Origin of the sequence: Phyllobacterium sp. UNC302MFCol5.2 (assembly GCF_000686005.1) — a bacterium.
Lineage (GTDB): Bacteria > Pseudomonadota > Alphaproteobacteria > Rhizobiales > Rhizobiaceae > Phyllobacterium > Phyllobacterium pellucidum.
In genome coordinates, this window is sequence record NZ_JMLL01000014.1 from 113,373 (window position 1) to 135,993 (window position 22,621).

The window sequence follows — 22,621 nt, forward strand, 5'->3', positions numbered from 1 at the left end:
GGGTCTCAGTGAAAGGACGGCATTGCCCGTGTCAGATCTTTCCCACTCCTTGCCGCCGCCGCGCCTGCGCTCGCTTTTCATGCTCTGCTTCAAGATAGGCATATTGAGCTTTGGCGGCGGCCTGACCGGCTGGCTGTATCAGGGGTTCGTGCTGCAACATCGCTGGATCGATGAAGATGACTTCGCCAGCAGTCTTGCTATCTCACAAATGTTGCCTGGCGCGAATGTGGTCAATCTGGTTATTTGCATGGGCGAACAACTTCGCGGCCCCATCGGAGCGCTTAGTTGCGTCGTTGGCTTCCTCGTTGGCCCATTCTTCGCCGTCATTGCGCTTTGTCAGGTGTTCGATGCTTTGGCAGGCTTTGCATTGCTGCCCGCCATCTCCGACGGCGTGGCCTTTGCGGCTATGGGTTTGCTGGTCGTCATGTGCATCCACGGCCTTCGGCGGGCCATGCGCTTTCCTCCCTCGGTTGCAATCATTGTTCTCACCGCATTCCTCGTTGGAGTGCTTGAGATGCCGCTGATACCGGTGGTGCTTGTGCTGGCGCCAATCAGCGTCGCTCTGTCTTGGCGCAGGGCGTGATCGTGCGGTTCGACACACTCATTGCCATAGCCCTCGTGTTCGTTCCGTTTTCCCTGACTTCAATCGGGGGCGGCAGCGCCATCGTGGCGGGTATCCAGCACGAAGCCGTGACCGTTCATGGGTGGGTGAGTTCCCGGGAGTTCCTCGATCTTTTTGCTGTGTCGCGGGCGGCACCGGGTCCGGGTATGATGCTGGCAACCGTCATCGGCTGGCGCGTGGCAGGTTGGCTGGGCGCCGCAATAGCGACGCTCGCGCTGTTCGTACCGTCTTCGATGCTGTGCTATGCGGTGTTCAAATTGACCAACAACCATCGGCAGAAACGCTGGCACCGTGCCATGCGCGAAGGACTGGCTCCTGTGGGCATTGGACTGATCATCGCCGGAATCATCTCGCTGTTCCGGCTGTCGCACGGCGGACCATCGGCCATTGCCATCATTGGCCTCGCCGCCGCCATCTTCCTGTGGATGCCGAGATTTCCGGTGCTCGGCGTGCTGGTTCTCGGCGGCTTGGTCGCTGCGCTCACCGCAACCGGGTTTTGAACCTTAGGAAGCAAGCCGCTTGAAGCGCACCAATTGGCTTGCGAGCTTGATTGCGTTTTCGAAAGCGCCGGTATCGGCAATTCCCTTGCCGACGATATCGAATGCCGTGCCGTGCGCAGGCGTCGTAAACACCGTATCGAGCCCCGCCGTGACCGTTACGCCCCGGTTGAAGCCCCGCATCTTGGTCGCGATCTGCCCCTGATCGTGATACATGGCGAGCACCCCATCAAATTCTCCCGCAAAGGCCTTCAGATAGACCGTATCGGATGGAAACGGCCCTTTGCAGTCAATACCCTTGGCGGCCATGGCCTCCACGGCTGGACGGATAATTTCGATCTCGTCCGTACCGAAAAGACCGTTCTCTCCGGCATGCGGATTAAGCGCTGCGACCGCAAGGCGGGGTTTTTCTATACCGGCCTTGCGCATCATGGTCGTGGCAAGGACGATCGCCTCCTCGATGGCCGGTCGCGTGATCTGGTCGACGGCCTGGCGCAACGAGACGTGCGAGGTAACGCGGGACATCCATTGACCGTCGAGCACGTTCATCTCGCTGAAATAGCTGTGATGACCGAGGAGATGGGCGAACATCTTGTGTTCGTCAGGGAATTTCCAGCCGCCATCGTACATGGCCCGCTTGTTCAGGGGAGCAAAGGTTACCGCATCGACCTCGCCTGCCAGGGCGAAGTCGATCGCACGGGCAAGCGTGTCTCCGGTCAATCGGCCGGATTCGGCGCTTGCTACGCCCGGCTCATAGAGCGAGGGATCGGTGTTGCCGAGGTCGATCAGCGGCACGGCGTTATCCGACCAGTCGACGGAAGCCGGAGACTGGTAGGTTCGATATGCAAACGATACGCCGGCCTGCCGTTTCCCGAGATCGAGGGTGCGAGCGTCGCCCACGACAACGATACGGGCCACATCGGCCATGCGCTGGTCATGGAGGATGCGGGCGGTCTGTTCGGGTCCGATGCCGGTACAATCGCCGGCGGTGAGCGCGATGATTGGACGTTCGCTGTTCATGATTTCCTCATCTGTTCTTCGGGCAGCCGTACGGCCTCGGCGATCGCACGACCGCAGGTGATGGTGTCGGCTCGTCCGCCCAGATCTCCCGTACGCAGCGCCGGATCCATCAGGACGCCTTCTATTGCCGTCACGATTGCCGCTGCCGCCTGTGGATGACCCAGATGATCGAGCATCATGGCGCCCGCCCATATCTGGCCGATCGGATTGGCGATGCCCTTGCCGGCGATATCCGGCGCCGAACCATGGACAGGTTCGAAGAGCGAGGGGAACAGGCGTTCCGGATTGATGTTGCCGGATGGCGCAATTCCAATGGTCCCCGTACAGGCGGGACCGAGATCTGAGAGAATGTCGCCGAAGAGATTGGAGGCCACGACCACATCGAAGCGATCCGGATTGAGCACGAAATGCGCGCAAAGAATATCGATGTGATACTTGTCCCAGCGCACGTCGCCATAGCTCTTGGCCATCTCTTCGACGCGCTCATCCCAGTAGGGCATGGTGATCGAAATGCCATTGGATTTTGTCGCGGACGTCAGATGCTTCTCGGTACGGCTTTGGGCAAGCTCAAAGGCAAAACGGAGAATGCGGTCGATGCCGACCCGGCTCATCACCGTTTCCTGCACGACGATCTCGCGCTCGGTTCCCGGATACATCTTGCCGCCGATGGAGGAATACTCGCCCTCGGTGTTCTCGCGAACCACGAAGTAGTCGATATCGCCGGGCTCTCGTCCGGCCAGCGGGGACGGCACGCCGGGCATCAGGCGGACGGGCCGCAAATTCACATACTGGTCGAACTCCCGGCGAAACTGCAGAAGCGAGCCCCATAGAGAGATATGATCGGGAACCGTCTCAGGCCAGCCAACAGCACCGAAGTAAATGGCATCGTGCCCGCCAATGAGTTCCTTCCAGTTCTCCGGCATCATACGGCCATGCTCGGCGTAATAGTCGCACGAGGCAAAGTCGAAGCTGTCGAATTTGAGATCGAGGTCGAACTTTTCGGCGACCGCCGTAAGGACGCGTAGTCCCTCCGGCATGACTTCCTTGCCGATGCCGTCGCCGGCAAAAACGGCAATCCTGAAGCTGTTTGCAGTCATGAGAATGCGTCCTTATTCGTTGTCGCCGAGGATGGCAGCGCAGACCGCTTCCGTGACCATGTCCGTGGTGGCGCTGCCGCGCAGGTCCGGTGTGTGCAATGACGGGTCCGCGGTCACGCGCTCGATTGCGCGCATCAGGCGCGCAGCAGCTGCCGTTTCGCCAAGGTGTTCGAGCATCATCACGGCTGACCAGAAGGTTCCAACCGGATTGGCGATCCCCTTGCCGGTGATGTCGAATGCCGAACCATGGATCGGCTCGAACATCGAGGGGTATCGCCGTTCCGGATTGAGGTTTGCCGTGGGTGCAATGCCGATCGATCCGGCAAGGGCTGCCGCGAGATCGGAAAGAATATCGGCATGAAGATTGGTCGCGACGATCGTATCGAGAGAGGCAGGATGGAGCGTCATGCGCACCGTCATTGCATCGACGAGCATCTTGTCCCAGGTCACGTCGGGAAATTCAGCTGCAACGTCCTTGGCGATTTCATCCCACAATACCATGCCGTGTCGCTGTGCATTGGATTTGGTGACGACGGTAAGCAGCTTTCGCGGCCGCGACTGCGCGAGTTCGAAAGCAAAGCGCATGATGCGGGTAACGCCGACGCGGGTGAAGATCGAGACTTCCGTAGCGATTTCTTCCGGCAGCCCCCGATGCGAGCGACCGCCCTGGCCGGCATATTCGCCTTCCGAGTTTTCACGGACGATGACCCAGTCGAGGTCCTTGGCTGTTACACCACGCAGCGGACTTTCGATCCCCGGCAGGATCCTCGTCGGGCGGACGTTGGCATATTGGTCGAACGGCTGGCATATGGCGAGACGCAGACCCCATAGGGTCAGGTGATCCGGCACGTCGGGGGCACCGACAGCCCCGAAATAAATAGCGTCGAATCTCTTCAGGTGCTCGATGCCGTCATCAGGCATGAGATGAGCATGTTGTTTGTAGAAGTCCGATCCCCACGGAAACTCTGTGATCGCAGCCTGAAAGTTGCCGTCGCGGCGGGCACTTGCATCGAGAACGCGCAGGCCGGCGGCGACCACTTCCTTGCCAATTCCGTCCCCAGGAATTGCCGCTATCTGATGTGTCCTCATGAAAATAACTCCCGCTGCTGCGCTCCCAAGATACTCCGATGACGAATATTCGCAAGATTGTCAATTACAAACTGTTGACAATTTACCAAAAAGGGCATGAGTTCCTGTACCTGAAAGCATATGCTCGTCTGGACCAAAGCAAGGAGACATATTATGGCGCCGATCGAACCGATATCCGCAATGCCGCCATTCGCTGAAGAAAAGGGAAAGCTCATGCACGGCTTTCGCTATGAGCGCATCCCAACGGCCGGCGCCGAAATCAACGTCGCGATTGGCGGTGAGGGTCCGCCGCTACTGCTCCTGCACGGCAATCCGCTGACACATGTGAGCTGGCACAGGATAGCACCGGCACTTGCCAGGCGGTTTACCGTTGTGGCTCCCGACCTGCGCGGCTACGGCGACAGCTCGAAACCGGATGGGGGTGAGGACCACTCCGGCTATTCGTTCAGGGCAATGGGCGAGGATAATGCGGAAATCATGTCGAAGCTGGGGTTCGACAGGTTTCAGGTGGCCGGTCACGACCGCGGAGCGCGTGTCGCTTTTCGAATGGGCCTGGACTATCCCGATCGTATCGAGCGCCTGGCCGCCCTCGATATCGTGCCAACCCATCATGCGCTGACAAATGTGACGCTGGGGTGGGGTATCGAGGCCTATCATTGGTTTTTCATGGCGCAGAAGGCGCCCTTTCCCGAAAAACTGCTGACCGCCGATCTCGCCTACTACATCGATTACAAACTCAACAAGAAGGGTGTGGGCCTCGAAATATTCTCCCCCGAAGCAATGGCTGAGTACAAGCGCTGCACCACGCCTGAACAGATACATGCTGTCTGTGAGGATTATCGGGCCACTGTAAGCGTTGATCTAGCAATGGATACTGCCGATTTCGGCAAGAAGACGATCGCTTGTCCTGTTCTGGTGCTGTGGGGCTCAAACAGCCATTGCGGGCGACACTTCAAACCGCTTGAAGCCTGGAAACCATGGGCCCCAGATTTGCGCGGCTGGGCAATCCCGACCGGGCATTATCCCGCCGAGCAACGGCCGGACATTGTCTATGATGCGTTCGGCAAATTCTTTACCGGGGAAGAGCCGCTGCCTTTTGCCGCCTGAGCATCACCGCCCTCCCGCCCACCTTAGATGAGCGGTGAGGGCGGGCGGCCCTTAACCGATTGCCGCCAGTATGCCTCGGGTCATGCCGGCGGTATCGGCAGTTCCCCGGATATCGCGCGTGCGGGTGGCGGGATCGGCCAACGCAACGGCGATTGCCCGCTCCATGATCGATGCCGCCTCGACAGCCTTCGCTATCCCGCGGTTGTGCCCGAGCCATTCGATCATCATGCGGGCGGATTCGATCATGGCAAAGGGATTGGCAATGCCCTTTCCGGCGATGTCGGGCGCGGACCCGTGAGTGGCCTGCGCCATGGCCAGATTGCCTTCGCCGATGCAAAGGCCGGGCGCCATGCCGAGACCGCCGACGAGACCGGCCGCTTCATCCGTCAGGATGTCACCGAACATGTTTGTCGTGACGATCACATCGAAGCTCTGCGGATCGCGAATAAGACGCATGGCCATCGTGTCGACGATCACCTCGTCAACAGTAACGTCCGGAAATTCCTTGGCCACCCGATGGCATTCCTCGACGAACATCCCGCAGCCAAGTTTGAATACGGTGTTCTTGTGAACGAGCGTCAGGCGCTTCTTGCGCTGCTGCGCAATCTCGAGCGCGGCGCGGGCCACCCGTGCTGAACCAACGCGCGTGATAACCCGGACCGAGATGGTGACATCTTCGGTCGGCCGGAACTCGCCAGAACCTGCCACCACATTTCGGTCCGGCTGGAAACCTTCATTGTTTTCCCGCACGATCACAAGGTCGATGCCCTCGTGAATGGCGCCCAGCCCTGGAAAGGATTTTGTAGGCCGGACATTGGCAAACAGATTGAACCCCTTGCGCATGATCGGATGCGGATTGATCGCCCCCGGAACCTTCGGATAGGCCTGATGCCCGATCGGACCCAGAATGAAGCCGTCCATCTTGGCGAGGGTCTCCATGGTACCTTCGGGAAAGGTCGAGCCGTGCGTATCCAGCGCGCTGCGTCCGATTGGCATCGGACGCCAGTCGATCTCGAGGCCGGTCCTCGCTGCGGCGGCGCGGGTGACTTCGACCGCTGCGGGGACGATTTCATGGCCGATATCATCCCCGTTCAGTATCCCGATTACGAGATGGGCAGTCATCTGTGCAGTCCTTTCATTCAGATGCGGCGCCGAAGCGACGCGCAAGGTGTTCAAATATTCGAAAGCTGATGAGGATCGTGGTCATGACGACCGCTATTCGTGTGATCTGGAATGCTGTCACGGTTGTCGTGTCGAGGTGCATTGCCGTTGCCGTGAGCACCATTTCGGTTACGCCCGCGGGGGCAACAGCGAGGAGACTGGTGACAAAGGAAAGGCCCGTTGCCGCCGAAAGCAGCCAGGCCAAGCCCATGGCGACCGCAAGCAGAAATGCCGTAGTTGCAAATGCAGAGAACGTCACCCTGGACAAGCGCCCAAGCAAGGAACGGCGAAAGCGGCAGCCCAGCCAGATTCCGATGACGACTTGCGCGATGACAAGGACAGTCGAAGGGACGGCAAAGGGGCCGAACCCGAAGCCCGCCACGAGTCCGCCGACGAGCGCAGGAACCAGCAGCCAGGTATTGGGGATCTTCCAGGGGCTCGCCAAATACCCCGCAACGGCAGCCAGGATGTAGAGCGCAACAAGTGGCATTGCCTCGGCCCGGAACGGTATTGGCACCGTGGTGATGCCGCCATCTTCCCCGAAAATGGTGACGAGGAACGGCACGACCGTTACGATCGATGTCACGCGAATAAAGTGGACGACCGCCACCGTGTCGCTGTCGGCGCCCTTCTGATGGGCAACCACGGCCATCTCGGCCAAGCCCGCAGCCGCGGTGGCAAAGAACGAGGTCCTAAGGTCGAGCGCGGCGAGTTTGCTGATCATGAACGCGGCAATCATGGTCGCGATGATCATCAGGATCGTTGCCGCCAGCATGAATGGCAGCATGGCGATGATGGCGATGACGACCGTAGGGATGAACCGCAAGCCGATGGCAAGTCCCACAGCAACCTGTCCAAGTTCGCGGCCATAGGGTACGGGCGAGATCGGCGCGCTGAGTATGGACGCGCCAGCGCACGTCAGCAGCGGACCGAGAAGATAGGGCAGGGGCATCGCAACCATCCTGGCAGCGATTGCCCCCAATACGCCGATAAGCAGCGCCAGAGCGACCCGGGCGGGAGCGCGGTCGAAGAGTTTTGGACCTTGCCCACGCCAAAGGGTTCCTGAATCGGGCATTCCGGGCCGTTTGTCAGCCGACCGAAATCAGGCGCGATGTCAGATCGTCCAATGACGCCAGCCGTTCCAGGCCGCGGACCAGTTCAACGATCTCGTCTGCCCTTGCCCGTGCCATGCCGGCAAATTCGGCATTCTCGCGGAATTTATAGGCGACTTCATCGTAGCTCATGGGGAAAGCAGGACTGCCTTTGCCGAAATCCGCGCGTCCGGAAATTTTGCGTCCGTCCTTGAGATGGATGTCGATCAATGTCGTCATCAGATGGTAGCCCGCTGCCTCGGCTTCGTCATCGATGACGAAGTCGACCTTCTCGATCATTGCCTTGACGTCGTCACGTTCGACGGCTGCGTCTGTGAACTCGTTAAGACCGGCACGGCCGTCGAGCAAGAGGATTGCCATGCAGAATTCCATCGAGAATTTTGCCTGCAATTCGTCCTTCGGCCGGTGGTGGATAAGGGCGTTCGGCATGTTGGAATTCGTGCCGACACGAACGCGTTCCACATCTTCGGCCCGGATGTCATGCTCCTTGATGAGCCGTAGCATCTCGGTCATCCCGGGATGGGTGAGCGAGCCTGATGGATGCGGCTTAATGGAAATGCCGGGGCTTGCGAATGTCCACGGCGCACCGAGCTTGTTTAGGATCGCGTTCTGGTCATATCCGCCGCCGGCAGCTGAGAAGAACCCCCGGGGCGCCTCGAGAATACGAGCAGCGGCAGTCCAGCCATAGGACGCAAACTGCGCCGCCGCGACGCCGCTTTCGGAGGAACGGCCCGCGTGGAAGGGCTTGGTCATGGTCCCGAAATTCTCGCGCAGTCCGGCGGACTGGCTTCCTGCGATCGACAGGGCGCGTTGCGTGGTCGGCACGTCGAAGCCCATAAGCCGCGCGCTTGCCGCCGCCGCCGCAAAGGTTCCGCAGGTCGCAGTGGCGTGAAACCCCGTCTGATAGTGCCGGGGAGCAATTGCCTCTGCGATCTTGCATTCCACTTCCACGCCGAGGTGATAGGCGAGCATCAGATCCTTGCCCGTGCCATTGACGAGTTCGGCTACCGCGAGTGCCGCCGGCAATGCCGGTGCGGTGGGATGCGTCAACAGACCGTAGACGCGATCCTTGGCGACGGCGAGCTGCGTGTCGTCATAGTCGTCGGCATGGATGCCGACGCCATTGGCGAAGGCCGCAAAGCGAGGGGCGACCTTCCGGCCGCCACCGATCACCGTTGCCGCACCATCGGCGAGGCCAAGGTCATCCAGGTGTTGGCGAACCAATTCGCCGCTCCTCGCGACTGAACCGGAGAGGGCGAGGCCGAAACCATCAAGTATCGATTTCTTGCCGAGCTCGATAACTTCGCTCGAAAGGTCGTCAAATTTCGTCTCGACAACAAAATTGGCAACGTACTTCGTCAGTTCGGCATCTGCCTGGTTATTCTGGTTCATGCTCAATCCTCTTTTGGCGCTGCCTTGCGGCAATTCGAGTTTGACCATGCTGGTGAGATTGTTAATTGTCAACAGTTTTATGTTGGCAAGATAGTTGAGAATCGGACAAAAGCTAAGCAAGCGTTCACTTGACCAAACGTGCGGTCTGGGAAGGGATTTTTGAGAAACGCGGTCCTTAGGTGCCTGTCGGCTGGCCGGCGCGGCGGGTGCGGACGATGCCGTTCAGAATATGCGTACGCGCCGCAATCAGGCTGCGTATCGGGTCGCGTGCTTCGAGCGCATCGACAATGGCGCGATGCTCCTCGTTTGAAATATGCAAAACATCGTGGCTCGAGAGCGCACGGTACCGCTGAATGTGCAATTCGCGCACAAAGCTCTGATAAATGAGCTCCAGCCGGTTATTGCCGGCCATGTGGGTGATCTGCTTGTGAAACTCGAGGTTGACCGGATAGTAGACGTGAACGTCCCCAAGTTTGACGATCTCGTCCATCCGGGCAAGGAGCGCTCTCAGGATCCCGATCTGGGCATCGGTTATGCGCTCGGCAAGGATCATCGCCATGCATCCGAAAACCCCGGCGCGCGCTTCCGAAAGGTCCTGTGCTTCATCATTGGTCAGCGCCCGAATGAAGAACCCCCGATTGGGGATGATTTCGATGAGCCCCATCGCCGCGAGCGCGCTGCATGCTTCGCGAATTGGCCCCCGGCTCACGCCCAGGCGTTGGGAGAGGCCGTTTTCGTTGACCCGTTCGTTGGGCTTGAGTTCGCCGTCGATGATCATCCGCTCGATCTCGGCCTGGACCACATTTGCAAGCGAACGGGTGCGGAGAAAATCGATCGCGGACAAATTCTGTGGTGCGTTCGTTGTGTCGGTCATGAGCAAGCCATCGTGACGGGTCTATGAAACGGGTCCAAACTCAGTCCTTTCGAGTTTTGCTCCCAAGCTTTCGTTTAGCAGCAAATGCTTAGGTTGGCGACCCTGCTCGATGGCGGGGTCCACCGCGATTTTAGCACACGATATGCCTTAACCCCGCGCATTCATTTGCGATCCCCCGAGCACCGGCACCCGGTTGGCCACGAAAACGACGGCGAAGGAAGCGGCGAGCAGGATAATGCCGAGAACGCAGATCGCTCCGAGATCACCGCTCTCGTTGAGATCGTAGATAATGACCGAAACCAGCTTGGTATTGGCAGTGGTCAGCAAAATCGTTGCCGAGAGTTCGCGAATGGTGCCGACGAAAACGAAACACCAGGCAGCCACCACGCTCGTACGCAGCAACGGTGCCGTGATGTCCCACAGGGTGCGCAACCGTGAAGCGCCCATGATGCGCCCCGCTTCCTCGAGCTCCGGGTGAACTCCCGAAAAGGCAGATGACATCTGCTGGTATCCTGCGGGCAATTCGATGGTCATGAAGGCGATCAACAGGATCCAGATGGTCCCATAAAGCTGGAATGTCGGGTTGGCATAGCTAAGGAACAGGCCGACGCCCAGCACGATCCCCGGGATCGCCACCGGCGCCGTCGCAAGGACACCCAGGAAGCGGGAACCCGGCACTGAACGGCGCGTAACGAGGTACGACACGATCAGAGCAATAGCGGTCACTGCCGTCGCCGTTAGGAAGCCAAGAAGGAACGTGTTGCGCAGAGCAAGCTGCGTCGCCGAAAACTCGAACAGCACGAATCTCCAGTGACTAAGGGTCAGCGTTGAAAGATTGATCGGGTCGCCCACCGTGCCCGTAAAGGCCGTTTTGAGGATGGCAAGGTAGGGCAGGAGGATCGTCAGGCTGAGGATCGAGAACACGAATAAAATGGCGGCCCATTTCCAGCGCCCGAGTTCCGTTACCCGCGGGGTTCCGCTCTTGCCGCCGAGAACGGTGTATCCCTTCCGGCCGAGAATCGACTTCTGCGCGCGCAAAAGAATGATGGTGATGATCAGCAGCGGCAATGCCGCCGCAGCTGCGAGACCGAGACGGGGCGGAAACTGAAACAGGCTCCAGATCTTCGTAGTGATCACGTGAAATCCTGCGGGAAGCGCCAGGATGGCCGGCGAGCCGAACATGGTCAGGGCCTGCAGGATGGCGATCAATGTCCCCGCGAGCATTGCCGGCAATACCAGTGGAATCGTCACCTTGCGCAATGTGGTCATGGATTTGCCACCAAGGATCGAGGACGCATCCTCGAGATCCGACGGGACCTTGTCGAGCGCGTTGGCAACAAGGGTAAAGACGTATGGAAACGTGAAGCAGGCAATGGCGAAGATCAGGCCGCCGAACGTGTAGATGTTCACCAGATACTGGGATGAATCGAGGCGAAACACACTCCGGTAGATGATGTTCACAAGCCCGCTATTGGGCGCGGCAAGAATCTCATAGGCGATGGCGCCGAGAAATGGCGGTGTAACGAACGATGCAGTCACCAGCATGCGGATGATGCGCCGGCCGGGCAGATCCGTTCTTGCCACCAGCCAGGCCATTGGCGTGGCAACGACGCAGGACAGCAATCCCACGCCGAGCGCCATGGCAATCGCCAGCCCATATGCCCGAAGCAAGGTCGGATCGGCGACGAGTGCGATGAAATTGTCGAGCGTCGCCCCTCCACCCGTATCGCTACGAAAGCTGTAGAAGGCGAGCCAGAACAGTGGCAGGAGTACCAGAACGCTCAGGATGAGGGATAACAGAGCGAAAGTTGGCCATGAAAGGTCGATGCCGCTGCGCCGACCCTGAACCTGAGCGATACTGGTCATGATCAATTATGTCCCGAAATACTTTTCGTAGTTGGATTTGATAGTCTGGATCTCAGGCTCGAGTTTTGCCGGATCAGAATGAAGGATCTTGATCTTGGATAGCGGGGTGCGCCCCTCCTTTTCCTTCACATCGGGATGGAAGGATCTCAAGCCGCCGAAATCGCTGTTGAGCTGCTGCGCATCGAGCGAGAACAGATAGGCATAGAACAGCTTGGCAGCATTGGGATGCGGTGCCTGCTTGAGAACGGCCGCATTTCCGACCGCCAGCGGCGTGCCCTCGTCCGGATAGATGATCTTGATCGGCTTGCCTTCATCGATCAAACGAAAGACGTTGTATTCATTGCCATCCACCTCGAGAGCACGTTCGCCCTGCGCAAGCTTCTTCGGCGGCTCGGTCGAGGACTGGACCTGCATGATGTTCTGCTTGCCAAGCTTCTCGAAATATTCCCAGCCGAGAAGCTGGCTGAGTACGAAGGTTGAGGTCATCACGGTGCCGCTATAGCCCGGATGCGCCTTCACCATCTTGTCCTTGAAGCGCGGGTCGAGCAGGTCTTCCCACGTTTTCGGCGCCTCTTCCTCTTTCATAAGGTCGGAGCGGTATGCAAGGACGGAAAGATGCGCGCGATAGGCGGCAAAATTGCCATCGGGGTCACGTTCGTCCGCCGGCCATTTATCCGCGACTTCCTGCGGCACCATGGGGGTGAGCCAGCCCTGGCGTTTGAAATATTCGAAATGCACAGCGTCGGATGTTTCGATCACGTCGGCATTGTAGATGCCGGTCGAATATTCTTGGCCGATACGCTGGAAGACTCGTTCCGATCCGGCGCGTTCCACCTGGACATCGATGCCCGGGTATTTGGTCTTGAATTGCTCAGCTAATTTCTCGGCGACCGCAACGTCGGTGGCCGTATAGAACACGACCTTGCCCTCGGCTTTGGCGGCAGCCTCCAGTTCTGGCGTAATCTGATAGGGGGCTGGCGCCTCGGCAAAGGCCGCGGACGATACCGCGAGCCCCGAAGCGAACAGCGCGGCAGACAGCGCTTTCTTCCACATGCGTAGTTCCTCCCTTATTGCGCGAGCGCCCGGCATTTCTCTGGCGGGAAATGCAGCCATACCTCCTGGCCGACCGGGATCGCGACGTTGACTGGCGCGACGGTGCGCACCATTTCTCCACCGGCGATGGAAACGAGGTAATCCCGGTGCGAACCGAGATAGATCTGCCGAGTAACCGTGCCAATTGTCGTGTTGGTGTTGGCACCGTTCGGCTTGGTCGAGAGTTCAATGTCGTGGTGGCGGATCGAAACCGCTGTCTTTGTGGTGCCGTCAGCCGTCCCGTTGCCACAGCGCAGCACAAGGCCGGACTGACACAGGACGCTTTCCTTGTCGTTCCGCGTTCCGCTGAGGATATTGGTCCCGCCGATAAACCTCGCCACAAATTCAGTCGCGGGACGCTCGTAGATGTCCTCGGGGGACCCTGACTGCTCTATGCGCCCGTCATTCATCACCACGATAATGTCTGCCGTGGTCATTGCTTCGGCCTGATCGTGGGTAACGTAGACAGTCGTGTAGCGGAATTCGTCATGGAGCCTGCGTATTTCGAAGCGCATCTCCTCGCGCAAATTGGCGTCGAGATTGGACAGGGGCTCGTCGAGCAGCAGTATTTCGGGTTTGATCACCAATGCCCGCGCCAACGACACACGTTGCTGCTGCCCTCCGGACAATTCGCCAGGATAGCGGTCCGCAAGCTGAATAAGCTGAGTGGCGGTGAGTATGGTGCGGACGAGCTCAGTGACTTGAGATTGCGGCATCCGGCGCAATTTCAAGCCGTAAGCCACGTTTTCAAAGACTGTCATGTGCGGCCAGAGCGCATAGCTCTGGAAGATCATAGACATGTTGCGGGCTTCGGGCGGGACGGTACCGCGCGAAGAAGAGACCACCTTGCCGCCGACGCGTATTTCTCCGCCATTCGCTGGAGCAAATCCTGCGATAAGGCGCAAGGTCGTGGTTTTGCCGCAGCCGGATGGGCCAAGCAGGCAAACCAGCTTGCCTTGGTCGACTGACAAATTCACGCCTTTTACGACTGTCAGACTACCATAGCTCTTCGTCAAACCGTCGAGTTCCAGAAATGCCATCACACCTCCCAAGTGTTGGCGGCAACGTGTTGCCGCAACTTTGGCCACTGCAGGGAAGGTAGGGAGCAAATTGAAGACTGTCAACAGATTACTATTTTATGGTGCGATGAACTTCTTGTGTTCGCATACACCGTGGTGAAGCCGCCCGCGTTCCCGCCGCAGTTGGTGCGGCACCGCAAGGTTATTGATCTGTCAGAAAGGCGGCTGAGGGAGTCCACTGCGATGCAGAGGCGTGGCCGCCCAAACCCAACTTGGGTTGTGCCATTTGGCGTCACCGGTATGGGCAATCAGCGAACACGGAAAAGGATCGATCGTCCGGAACTAATTCTCTCGCAAAATGCGATCCATGGCTTTTCCGCGAGCCAATTCGTCAATGAGCTTATCGAGGTAGCGGATTTCGCGCATGGTCGGCTCCTCGACGTCCTCCACTCGAACGCCGCAAACCACACCCGTGATCAAGGTTCTCAAAGGATTGGGACGAGGGGCCTCGGCAAAGAATGTTTCAAAATCGGTTTGTTGTTCAAGCTGAGTTTGTAACGCCGTCGCGTCATAACCAGTCAACCAAGTGATGATCTGGTCGACCTCTGACTTTGTGCGTCCCTTTTTCTCGGCTTTGGCAACATAATGAGGATAGACGCTGGCGAAGCTCGTCGCATAGATCCTGTGTTTTGCCATCGACTCCTCCAGCTCAGCAACGCGCCCGCGACCAACCCGAGCAAGGCTTGGAGTTTAAATCGCTATCGGCGTTAGCCAAGGCTGATCGAGGGCTGCCACGCTGTCAACAGCCGCATAAACGATGCGACCCCTTTGCCGGCCCGTGCATCGGTTCCGTCAAAGGTCGTCGACACCATTCATGATTTCAGGCCGTGCGCTTGGGTCTCACACCGCTTTCGAAGGTCTGGTTGTCAGCGCCGACAGTGTGTGCGCTTTCGCTTGTGACCCCGAGTTGGGGGAAAAGCAATTCCGCCACACTGAACGCCTCTTCAAGATGCGGATATCCCGAACCGATAATCGTGTCGATCCCGATTGCCTGGTATTCCCTGAGGCGGGCAGCGACATTCTCTGGGCTTCCGACGAGCGCAGTGCCGGCGCCGCCCCGCACCAGACCAAGACCAGCCCATAGGTTGGGGCCGACGACCAGCTTGTCACGGCGTCCGCCATGCAGCGCCGACATCCGCTTTTGCCCGACGGATTGCGAAACATTAAGGAACTCGTTCTGGGCTGCGGCGATCTGATCGTCTGTGATCCGGCTGATAAGGTCGTCGGCGGCAGCCCAGGCCTTCTCCTCGGTCTCTCGTACGATGAGATGGATGCGCAGGCCAAAACGAATCCTGCGGCCCTGGGCAAGAGCGCGTGCCCGGACGCGGCCGAGCTTTTCTCCAAGCTGGTGTACGGGTTCTCCCCAGCTCAGATAGACATCCGCATGCCGCGCGGCAACGTCGATGCCAGCGTCTGAAGAGCCGCCGAACCAGATTGGTGGATGCGGCGACTGGACTGGAGGGAAGGAGAGGCCGCGGCCGTGGGAAGAAAGATATTTGCCTTCGAAATCTGCTGCTTCGCCAGAAAGTATCCGTCGCCAGATCGTGAGAAACTCGTCGGTCTGTTCGTAGCGTTCACCATGGCCGAGTTTGTTGCCGTCGCCCGCGAGATCCTTGGGATCGGCTCCAGTCACGACATTGAACAGCGCCCGTCCGTTGGAGATCCGGTCAAGCGCGGCAGCGTGACGTGCGAACATTGCAGGGGTCCCGCTCCCGGGGCGAAGCGCAACGAGAAAGCGAAGACGTTCCGTCAGCGGCACGAGCGCCGCTGACGTGATCCAGGCGTCTTCGCAGTACGGTCCCGTTGGCAGGAGCACGCCCTTGAAGCCCAAACGGTCCGCCGCCTGGGCGATGTCGCGCATATAGCCGAAAGTCGGCGGGCGATGACGTTCGTCGCTACCAAGATATGGGCCGTCGCCGTGGGTCGGCAGATACCAGTATATGTCCAGTGGACCAGCAGGTGCAGTCATGGTTTCCAACCTTAAATTAGAGTTTGCCCTTCCAGGGCGCGATACGATTTTCGAGAAAGCGCATCCCCGTGGCGAACGCGAAGGCGAAGATTGCGATGACGATGAGCCCGACAAAGACGACGTCTGTCGCAAGAAAGTTGGCAGCCGACATGATCATATAGCCGACGCCGGACTGCGCAGCGATGAGCTCCGCCGCCACCAGGGTTGAAAGGGTTGCGCCAATTGCAATGCGCACGCCGGTAAAGATCTCCGGAAGCGCCGAAGGAAAAATGATGGAGGTGAATACCTGATAAGATGTTGCGCCGAGCGATCGGGCAGCGTTGATGCGTTCCTGCGGTACCGAGCGGACGCCCGCCTGAGCCGCGAAACAAATGGGGGCGAACGCCGCCAGACTGAGCAGAACAATCTTCGACGCCTCACCGATTCCGAGCCATATAATCATGAGCGGCAGGTAAGCGAGAGGCGGAAGGCCCCAGTAGATATCGATGGGAACACCGAGGATGCCCTTGGCCCAGCGGTTGAGGCCCATGAGCAGGCCAACAGGAATGCCGAGGCCGATCCCGAAAGCGAGGGCGACGCCTATGCGTCCAAGGCTGGCAAGGATGTGATCGAGGAGGGTTCCGTTCGCATAGCCGTCCGAAGCGACGGCGACGGCCTGCACCGCGACATCTGACGGTGAGGGCAGGAATAACGCTGAGGCGAAGTGATACTTCGTTGCGATGATCCACAAGGCCAGCAATCCGATCAGGGTTGCAAAACTGATCACGGCGGTCCCATGCGTCTTTTTCATGCGACGCGGCTGCTGCGTCCGTTGTCTCTTGACTTCCGAAATGGCCACTGCGGGGTCAATTACTGCGCTCATCATGAGCTCCTCTCTGCAATCGCGGCGTAGTTATCAGGCCGCGTGTCGCTCGTTGTGGCTGGCGGGCGTATGGATGATCGAGCGTATTTCTTCACGTAATGACACGAACCGGGGATCGGCAAGGATGGGTCCGAGGTCACCGGTTGCTGCAAACGTCCTGACAAAATCGGCCTCGTAGCGAGCGACGATACGCCCAGGCCGTGGGGACATCACCAGAATATGGGTGCCGAGCGCCAGAGCTTCTTCGATCGAGTGCGTGATGAAGAAGACCTGCTTTCGCGTCTTGGCCCAGACCGTTGCCAGAAGCTGTTGCATGTTTTCCCTGGTGAGGCTGTCAAGCGCACCGAAGGGTTCGTCCATCAGCAGTATCTTGGGGTCGGTGGCGAGTGCACGCGCTATGCCGACCCGCTGACGCATGCCACCGGAGAGTTCATAAGGGGGCTTGTTCTCGAAATCCGCCAGGCCGACCAGCTGCAGGAGTTCGCGCGCCTGACGATACCTTTCAAGCTTGGGCACTCCGCGGTAGCGCAAGCCAAGCGCGACATTGTCGATGACATTCGACCAGGGCAGGAGTGTATCCTTCTGGAAGACGACACCGCGATCCCCGCCGGGCTTGTCGACGGGGAGCCCATCGATAAGAATCTGTCCCTCGGTAAGCGATTGAAAGCCGGCAATGGCATTGAGCAGGGTTGACTTTCCACATCCCGACGCGCCGAGTGCGACAACGATGGAGTCCGGCGGAATGTCGAACGAAACCCGATCGAGCGCGTGGATTTCCGTTCCGTCGGCGGCTTCGAACTTTACGGTGGCGTTGCGGATTGAAAGCATTGTCGAGTTCCAAAGAGGATGGCGGCCGGTAAGTGGCGGCCGCCACACGGTTGCAAGATTTCAGTTGGAAGCAAGTGCGGCCGCTGCAAACTGCGGGTCGACGAAGTCGCCGTAGCCGTCTTTGACCGCCGTTATCTTCTTCTGCTCCTTGAGGAATGCAGCCGTGTCCTTCAGCGTCTTGGCGACGCTCCCCTTGTCCCCGCCGCCAAGCCATGCATCGGTGACCTGCTGCTCCAGCGGAACAACCACGGTGGTGTTAAGCCAGCCAGCGTTTTCTTCGGGTGTGCCGCCCTGAAGCTTGGCGATCAGCTTGATATTGTCGGACGCCGGGCCCCAGGCATCAGGGTGGTTGGCAAAATCGACATAATACTTGTCGATGAGGCCGACATATTTGGCGAGAAAGTCAGGGTTCTTCTTCGAGAAGTCGCCGGTTACGACGAGCGAGCTGAACACGGGCGCGCCGCGCTTGGAGACTTCGCCAGATGTGATCAAGACTTTGCCATCCTTTTTCAGCTCGGAAAGCGCCGGATCCCAGACGAACGCGCCGTCGATGTCGCCACGCTTCCATGCGGCGACGATCTGTGGCTGAGGCATCGCAATGACCTGAGCATCATTTTCGGTCAGGCCTTCCTGCTTCAAATAGGCCAACAACTGATAGTGGTCGGTGGAGACCGGAGCTGCTGAAAACTTCTTGCCCTTGAGATCGGCAGCCGACTTGATCTCCGGCCGAACGACCAGGGCCTCGCTGTCGCCAGCACCCGCCGTAATGTAGATTCCCTTGACGTCGAGGTCCTTGCTGACCGACGCCGCATAGGGGCTGGAACCGACGTCGCCGATCTGGACGTCGCCCGAAGCGATCGCCGCAAAAATATCGGCGCCGGAGTTGAAGCGGCGGAACTCGATATCCCATCCGGTCCCCTTGGCAAGTTCGCCATTGGCAATGCCGACAAGATATGGAACCGCGCCGGTCTGATATGCGATGACGACTTTTTTCGTATCCTCTGCATGCGCCGAGGCGATAAGCGAAGCAATCAGACCGAAAGCTCCGAGAACTGTTTTGATGCGCACGGTTGTACCCTCTCTATTTACCCATACGCCAAAGTGGCGAGGACGAGACGAAAGGTTTTCACAATGTCTACCAAGTTGGTAGACTATTCTTTTCAAGATTCGCGCGTTTCGTAAAACAGTCATCCTGCTGCGGGGGCGGCGCTCGTTGAAAACTGTTCGAGGATGAAGAAACCTCGACTTGGCGCGCCAGGTCGGTCTGGTAGGACTAAGGTCCGAACAGGTCGCGTATAGGTCTGTAGGACGTATAATTTCCTGATGGACGGCGGTTTAGTTGCGGAAGAAGACGGGCCACCGTGGCTCGCCGGCCCTTCCCGCCAAGGCGGGCCACGGCCTCCTTAGGGAGATTTGACCATGAAAATCGCTCAATCCATTATGACTGGTGCCGGAGTGATCGCACTAAGCTTTCTCGGACTGACTGCCAGTACCAGCGCTTCCACTCAGTTCGATTCACATCTGACCAAATCCGGCACGACCAACATGATCCTGATGGCCCGCAGTGGCTCGGACAATAGTGGCCGGGGCAGCGATCACGATGGCGGTGGCGATGACCACGGCGGCCGCGGTGACAACGGCGGCGGCGATGATCACGGAGACCGGGGCAATGATGACGGAGGCCATCATGGTCGCGGGGCCGATGATCCCGCAGGCGACGATCATGGCGGTCGCGGTGAAGCCAGGCACGGACGCGGCGCTGACGATGCGCCAGGGGACGATCACGGCGTCCACCAAGGCGTCCACGATCAGAACGATGATCACGGTATCCACCGGGGTATCCACGATCAGAACGATGATCACGGCATCCACAGGGGTATCCACGACCAGAACGACGATCGTGGATTGCATCAACGCAGGAAAGTCAGCGATCAACGTGTTATGCTTACAGGTGACGCCGGAATAGGCGTTTGCTGACAGTGGCTGACCTACGCTGCCGAAACACTGTGTCGTCGCGCCGTACGAAGCGGCGGCACAGAATCTGGCCAGACAGAGTCATATGAGGTGAGTTTTGAGTCGGGCAGGTATCCGTTCCATCGCGACAGATTGCAGAGCAGCCTCTGCAATCCGTGTCTCCTTGCTTGCCGTGGCCCTGTTGTCGGGGGTTATTGGCCCGACGAGTTATGCCTGGGGCGACAAGGGATCGGGTTCCGGATCTTCGGGAAGTTCCGGTTCCGGCTCAAGCGGAGGATCGGGCAGCGGTAGCTCCGGTTCCGGCAGTTCCGGATCGGGGTCGAATTCCGGGTCAAGTGGGGGTTCGGACAATTCAGGCTCCGGATCGAGCAATTCAGGCTCCGGATCGGGCGGTTCGCAAGGATCAAGTAGTTCGGGATCCGGTTCAGAGAATTCGCGCGCAAACTCAAGTGACAGCGAATCGCATGCAACACCCTCCCTTTCCGCGGGGCAGGAACGCGTCTATCAGGGAGGATGGACCGAGCGCATCCGTAACGGCCGTTATGAGATCTTCGACCCACAGGGCCGCTCAGTCATCAACAGGAAGGCGATCCCTGCCGATGCGCTCCGCATCGACAAAAGCAGCTCCCGCTAGGCCGTTTCAGGATTGCCAGCGCGCCTCGCGCAGCAACAAGGCAGCTTCGGTGCGATTGCGCACCTGCAGTTTCTGCAGAATGCTGGTCATGTGATGTTTGATGGTTTTTTCCTGCAAGCCGATTTCGCGTGCGACTTCCTTGTTGCTTTTGCCGTTGGAGACGAGCGTAAGGATTTGTTCCTCGCGCGGCGTCAGGGAGTGAATGGCATCGGCAATTTCCGCGACAGGCTGGCTCGGCGCTACCGCAGCGCCTGAACCGCGCATCTCCGTAAGGATGCGCGCTGCGAGCGCCGGTGAAACATAGCGTTCGCCGGCAACGACATTCTGGATGATTTCGCAGAGGCCTGCTGCCCGGACGCCCTTCAGAACATAGCCGTGGGCCCCGCACCGTAGTGCCTGCAACACATCCTCGTCGCTCTCCGAGACGGTGAGGATGACGACCTTCAACTCCGGGCTGGCTTCCAGAATGGTGAGGAGCGCACTCAGTCCGCCGCCCGGCATCGACAGGTCGAGAAGGGCTACGTCGGGTCGCAGTTCGTTGACCAGGCGGACGGCATCATCGGCACTAGAGCCTTCGCCGACGACTGTGAATCCCTGCTCGGAAAGACTGACTGCAACGCCTTGGCGAAAGAATGGATGATCGTCAACGATGATGATCCTGATGCTTGCCGTGCTCATGCGTCCCGCCCTCCCGGTAGATGCATTGTAACGATCGTGCCGTGCCCCGGCGATGAGTTGACGACGAATGTGCCACCCAAACCTGCAAATCGCTCCTCAAGTCCGGTCAATCCGAGGCCCTTGTCTGCCTTGACTGGATCAAAGCCCTTGCCTCGATCGGCTACTGTCGCGCTTAGCCCGTCATTTGACGATACGACGGTGACCTTCTGGCCTATCCCGTTCGCATGGCGAAACGCATTGTTGAGGCTTTCCTGGACAAATCGGTATAGGCCTATCTTCTCGGCCTGGTTCAATTCCGGGAGGTTGTCACCGCATTGGAATTCAACGCTCGTTCTGGTTCTGCTTTCATGCGCCTTGATCACGCGCATGCAAATCTCCCGTGTTTCGAGATCATCGAGTTCCGGCAGCATCAGTCCATGACAGATATTGCGGACCTCCTGCAGTGCTTCCTCGAGCGAAGTCGTGACTGTTTCGAGATCAGGACCCATCACCGATCCTTTTGTTGCAGTTTCGAGCCGCAGACAGGCGAAAGCGATGAGTTGGGCGGGACCATCGTGCAGATCGGCGGAGATGCGGCGAAGATATCGCTCATTGAGCGCCGCGGTGCGGTGCGCGGCCTGCTCGGCTCGCAATCGAAGCGCCCGATTTGAATTCAGCAGACGATTGAGTTCGTCGAACCTGTCTCTCAAGATCGCGGCTTGCCGTGTGATCAGGCGACTGCCGCGCGCCACGATCCCGAAAAGCACCCCGAGCATGGCAAGTGTGACCAGACCGACGACAATCCAGCTGCGCAGGCGGGCGCGGTTCAGATCGGCTTTCAGGTCCGTGGCGATCTCATAAAATTCCGCAACGCCGATCACCCTGCCGGACCATGGTTGCCGGATGGGACTGTAGATTTCGAGGAGCGGAATTCCCTTGGCGCGTTCCGGCGCATTTTCAGCGCTGTCAAGTTTGTCGAATTCCGCCTGAACCGTACCCGCGAAAGCTCCCTGCAAACGGTGGCTGATTGGAAAACGGCGCCCGACGATTTCAGGTTGATTGCTGAACACTACGCTCCCATCCGGCTTCCACACTTTGAAGGAAACAATCTTGTCGCCTAGCACACCCTGGCCAAGTGTCTCCGTTAATGCCAGGCGCGCACCTTCCCCAAGAGTGTCCGAGTCGGCCAGCTCCTGGGTAAGGGGGGCGATGATGCTATCGACATAGAGCGCGGTGGCGGATGCCGCATTGCGGGTAACGGACTCTTCGATGCGGGAGGTGACCCAGAAGGCAATGATGGCCATGCCTACGATCAACACGGCGCTCGCAGCGAGGATGAACTGACGGGCAAGCGTCATTCCACCGAATAATTCGGCCGTTTCAGCTGGTGGAGCGGATTTGGCGAATGTCGTCGTCAGCGGCTCGCTCCATTGTGTTTTCGATGTCCCAGTCCTGTCTATCCTGCTCCAGGCATTCAATGCCCTCCTCGAACAAGGCCATTCAAACTAAACACGCGGGCACGCCAATTTATTCATCGGGACCAATGAGCGGATGGGGTTCTCCGTGGTCCTTGGCCGATTCTTTCACTAAGCCATCAATTATCGATCTCATGCTCAAAGCAGCCCGTGACGCGGGCACGTCGGTACGGACGACTGTAGTAATGCAGACTGAGCCAGGGCGTGGACCACG

At 58.9% G+C, this 22,621-nt stretch carries 22 protein-coding genes; 3 read left to right on the plus strand and 19 right to left on the minus strand.

Features of this window, described 5'->3' with window-relative positions:
• The first annotated feature begins 28 nt into the window (after positions 1-28).
• Both BR48_RS0118680 and BR48_RS0118685 read left to right on the plus strand, forming a co-directional pair.
• On the plus strand, positions 29-583 hold the full coding sequence (locus BR48_RS0118680; RefSeq protein WP_197030371.1) for a chromate transporter: 555 nt from the start codon (positions 29-31) through the stop codon (positions 581-583).
• 2 nt (positions 584-585) lie between these two features.
• Entirely contained in the window at positions 586-1,122 is a 537-nt protein-coding gene (locus tag BR48_RS0118685) for a chromate transporter (RefSeq protein WP_027232710.1), read from the plus strand.
• A gap of 3 nt (positions 1,123-1,125) precedes the next feature.
• Here the strand turns inward: BR48_RS0118685 and BR48_RS0118690 are convergent, their stop codons facing one another.
• From BR48_RS0118690 to BR48_RS0118700, 3 genes are read right to left on the minus strand one after another with little or no spacing between them, the layout of a single operon-like run.
• Positions 1,126-2,139 (minus strand): 4-hydroxythreonine-4-phosphate dehydrogenase PdxA, encoded by a 1,014-nt coding sequence (locus tag BR48_RS0118690; RefSeq protein WP_027232711.1) that lies wholly within the window; start codon positions 2,137-2,139, stop codon positions 1,126-1,128.
• Positions 2,136-3,236: a tartrate dehydrogenase gene (locus BR48_RS0118695; RefSeq protein ID WP_027232712.1), complete on the minus strand. Its 1,101-nt coding sequence runs from the start codon at positions 3,234-3,236 to the stop codon at positions 2,136-2,138. Before BR48_RS0118695 ends, BR48_RS0118690 begins: the two co-directional genes overlap by 4 nt.
• A gap of 12 nt (positions 3,237-3,248) precedes the next feature.
• Entirely contained in the window at positions 3,249-4,325 is a 1,077-nt protein-coding gene (locus tag BR48_RS0118700; RefSeq protein WP_027232713.1) for a tartrate dehydrogenase, read from the minus strand.
• 153 nt (positions 4,326-4,478) lie between these two features.
• On the opposite strand from BR48_RS0118700, the gene BR48_RS0118710 reads away from it, so the two are divergent.
• Positions 4,479-5,432, plus strand: a complete 954-nt coding sequence (locus BR48_RS0118710; protein WP_081815948.1) for an alpha/beta hydrolase — start codon at positions 4,479-4,481, stop codon at positions 5,430-5,432.
• Positions 5,433-5,483: 51 nt separating this feature from the next.
• Here BR48_RS0118710 and BR48_RS0118715 read toward each other — a convergent pair whose 3' ends face one another.
• The 16 genes from BR48_RS0118715 to BR48_RS24970 all read right to left on the minus strand — a co-directional run bounded on the left by BR48_RS0118715 (position 5,484) and on the right by BR48_RS24970 (position 22,290).
• Positions 5,484-6,554, minus strand: coding sequence for an isocitrate/isopropylmalate family dehydrogenase (locus BR48_RS0118715; RefSeq protein ID WP_027232715.1), 1,071 nt, complete (start codon positions 6,552-6,554; stop codon positions 5,484-5,486).
• A gap of 13 nt (positions 6,555-6,567) precedes the next feature.
• Entirely contained in the window at positions 6,568-7,668 is a 1,101-nt protein-coding gene (locus BR48_RS0118720) for an AbrB family transcriptional regulator (protein ID WP_027232716.1), read from the minus strand.
• A 13-nt stretch (positions 7,669-7,681) separates the two neighbouring features.
• Entirely contained in the window at positions 7,682-9,097 is a 1,416-nt protein-coding gene (locus BR48_RS0118725; RefSeq protein ID WP_245273568.1) for an MmgE/PrpD family protein, read from the minus strand.
• Positions 9,098-9,272: 175 nt separating this feature from the next.
• Positions 9,273-9,971 (minus strand): FCD domain-containing protein, encoded by a 699-nt coding sequence (locus tag BR48_RS0118730; RefSeq protein WP_091951425.1) that lies wholly within the window; start codon positions 9,969-9,971, stop codon positions 9,273-9,275.
• A 147-nt stretch (positions 9,972-10,118) separates the two neighbouring features.
• The gene (locus BR48_RS0118735) at positions 10,119-11,837 is read right to left on the minus strand and encodes an iron ABC transporter permease (RefSeq protein WP_051615237.1); all 1,719 of its coding nucleotides are present in this window, start codon (positions 11,835-11,837) and stop codon (positions 10,119-10,121) included.
• Between the two features lie 6 nt (positions 11,838-11,843).
• Positions 11,844-12,890: an extracellular solute-binding protein gene (locus tag BR48_RS0118740; RefSeq protein ID WP_027232720.1), complete on the minus strand. Its 1,047-nt coding sequence runs from the start codon at positions 12,888-12,890 to the stop codon at positions 11,844-11,846.
• Between the two features lie 14 nt (positions 12,891-12,904).
• Positions 12,905-13,969, minus strand: coding sequence for an ABC transporter ATP-binding protein (locus BR48_RS0118745; RefSeq protein ID WP_027232721.1), 1,065 nt, complete (start codon positions 13,967-13,969; stop codon positions 12,905-12,907).
• A gap of 321 nt (positions 13,970-14,290) precedes the next feature.
• Entirely contained in the window at positions 14,291-14,644 is a 354-nt protein-coding gene (locus BR48_RS0118750) for a DUF2200 domain-containing protein (protein ID WP_027232722.1), read from the minus strand.
• A gap of 184 nt (positions 14,645-14,828) precedes the next feature.
• The gene (gene ssuD, locus BR48_RS0118760) at positions 14,829-15,977 is read right to left on the minus strand and encodes an FMNH2-dependent alkanesulfonate monooxygenase (RefSeq protein ID WP_027232723.1); all 1,149 of its coding nucleotides are present in this window, start codon (positions 15,975-15,977) and stop codon (positions 14,829-14,831) included.
• Positions 15,978-15,993: 16 nt separating this feature from the next.
• Positions 15,994-16,767: an ABC transporter permease subunit gene (locus BR48_RS0118765; RefSeq protein WP_245273591.1), complete on the minus strand. Its 774-nt coding sequence runs from the start codon at positions 16,765-16,767 to the stop codon at positions 15,994-15,996.
• Between the two features lie 105 nt (positions 16,768-16,872).
• A complete protein-coding gene (locus tag BR48_RS0118770; protein ID WP_027232725.1) occupies positions 16,873-17,667 on the minus strand; it encodes an ABC transporter ATP-binding protein in 795 nt (264 codons plus the stop codon).
• A 60-nt stretch (positions 17,668-17,727) separates the two neighbouring features.
• Positions 17,728-18,735 (minus strand): glycine betaine ABC transporter substrate-binding protein, encoded by a 1,008-nt coding sequence (locus tag BR48_RS0118775; RefSeq protein WP_051615203.1) that lies wholly within the window; start codon positions 18,733-18,735, stop codon positions 17,728-17,730.
• A gap of 447 nt (positions 18,736-19,182) precedes the next feature.
• The gene (locus tag BR48_RS0118780) at positions 19,183-19,602 is read right to left on the minus strand and encodes a hypothetical protein (protein WP_027232727.1); all 420 of its coding nucleotides are present in this window, start codon (positions 19,600-19,602) and stop codon (positions 19,183-19,185) included.
• 246 nt (positions 19,603-19,848) lie between these two features.
• Positions 19,849-19,992, minus strand: coding sequence for a hypothetical protein (locus BR48_RS26340; protein ID WP_155810924.1), 144 nt, complete (start codon positions 19,990-19,992; stop codon positions 19,849-19,851).
• Between the two features lie 289 nt (positions 19,993-20,281).
• A complete protein-coding gene (locus BR48_RS0118790; protein WP_027232728.1) occupies positions 20,282-20,953 on the minus strand; it encodes a response regulator transcription factor in 672 nt (223 codons plus the stop codon).
• Positions 20,950-22,290: a sensor histidine kinase gene (locus tag BR48_RS24970; RefSeq protein WP_036814910.1), complete on the minus strand. Its 1,341-nt coding sequence runs from the start codon at positions 22,288-22,290 to the stop codon at positions 20,950-20,952. Before BR48_RS24970 ends, BR48_RS0118790 begins: the two co-directional genes overlap by 4 nt.
• Positions 22,291-22,621 lie beyond the last annotated feature (331 nt).

Excerpts from the sequence above, each read along its gene's own strand:
- BR48_RS0118690 (WP_027232711.1), bottom strand. The coding sequence starts at position 2,139 with ATGAACAGCGAACGTCCAATCATCGCGCTCACCGCCGGCGATTGTACC.
- BR48_RS0118695 (WP_027232712.1), bottom strand. The coding sequence starts at position 3,236 with ATGACTGCAAACAGCTTCAGGATTGCCGTTTTTGCCGGCGACGGCATC.
- BR48_RS0118700 (WP_027232713.1), bottom strand. The coding sequence starts at position 4,325 with ATGAGGACACATCAGATAGCGGCAATTCCTGGGGACGGAATTGGCAAG.
- BR48_RS0118710 (WP_081815948.1), top strand. The coding sequence starts at position 4,479 with ATGGCGCCGATCGAACCGATATCCGCAATGCCGCCATTCGCTGAAGAA.
- BR48_RS0118715 (WP_027232715.1), bottom strand. The coding sequence starts at position 6,554 with ATGACTGCCCATCTCGTAATCGGGATACTGAACGGGGATGATATCGGC.
- BR48_RS0118720 (WP_027232716.1), bottom strand. The coding sequence starts at position 7,668 with ATGCCCGATTCAGGAACCCTTTGGCGTGGGCAAGGTCCAAAACTCTTC.
- BR48_RS0118725 (WP_245273568.1), bottom strand. The coding sequence starts at position 9,097 with ATGAACCAGAATAACCAGGCAGATGCCGAACTGACGAAGTACGTTGCC.
- BR48_RS0118730 (WP_091951425.1), bottom strand. The coding sequence starts at position 9,971 with ATGACCGACACAACGAACGCACCACAGAATTTGTCCGCGATCGATTTT.
- BR48_RS0118735 (WP_051615237.1), bottom strand. The coding sequence starts at position 11,837 with ATGACCAGTATCGCTCAGGTTCAGGGTCGGCGCAGCGGCATCGACCTT.
- BR48_RS0118740 (WP_027232720.1), bottom strand. The coding sequence starts at position 12,890 with ATGTGGAAGAAAGCGCTGTCTGCCGCGCTGTTCGCTTCGGGGCTCGCG.
- BR48_RS0118745 (WP_027232721.1), bottom strand. The coding sequence starts at position 13,969 with ATGGCATTTCTGGAACTCGACGGTTTGACGAAGAGCTATGGTAGTCTG.
- BR48_RS0118750 (WP_027232722.1), bottom strand. The coding sequence starts at position 14,644 with ATGGCAAAACACAGGATCTATGCGACGAGCTTCGCCAGCGTCTATCCT.
- ssuD (WP_027232723.1), bottom strand. The coding sequence starts at position 15,977 with ATGACTGCACCTGCTGGTCCACTGGACATATACTGGTATCTGCCGACC.
- BR48_RS0118765 (WP_245273591.1), bottom strand. The coding sequence starts at position 16,767 with ATGAAAAAGACGCATGGGACCGCCGTGATCAGTTTTGCAACCCTGATC.
- BR48_RS0118770 (WP_027232725.1), bottom strand. The coding sequence starts at position 17,667 with ATGCTTTCAATCCGCAACGCCACCGTAAAGTTCGAAGCCGCCGACGGA.
- BR48_RS0118790 (WP_027232728.1), bottom strand. The coding sequence starts at position 20,953 with ATGAGCACGGCAAGCATCAGGATCATCATCGTTGACGATCATCCATTC.
- BR48_RS24970 (WP_036814910.1), bottom strand. The coding sequence starts at position 22,290 with ATGACGCTTGCCCGTCAGTTCATCCTCGCTGCGAGCGCCGTGTTGATC.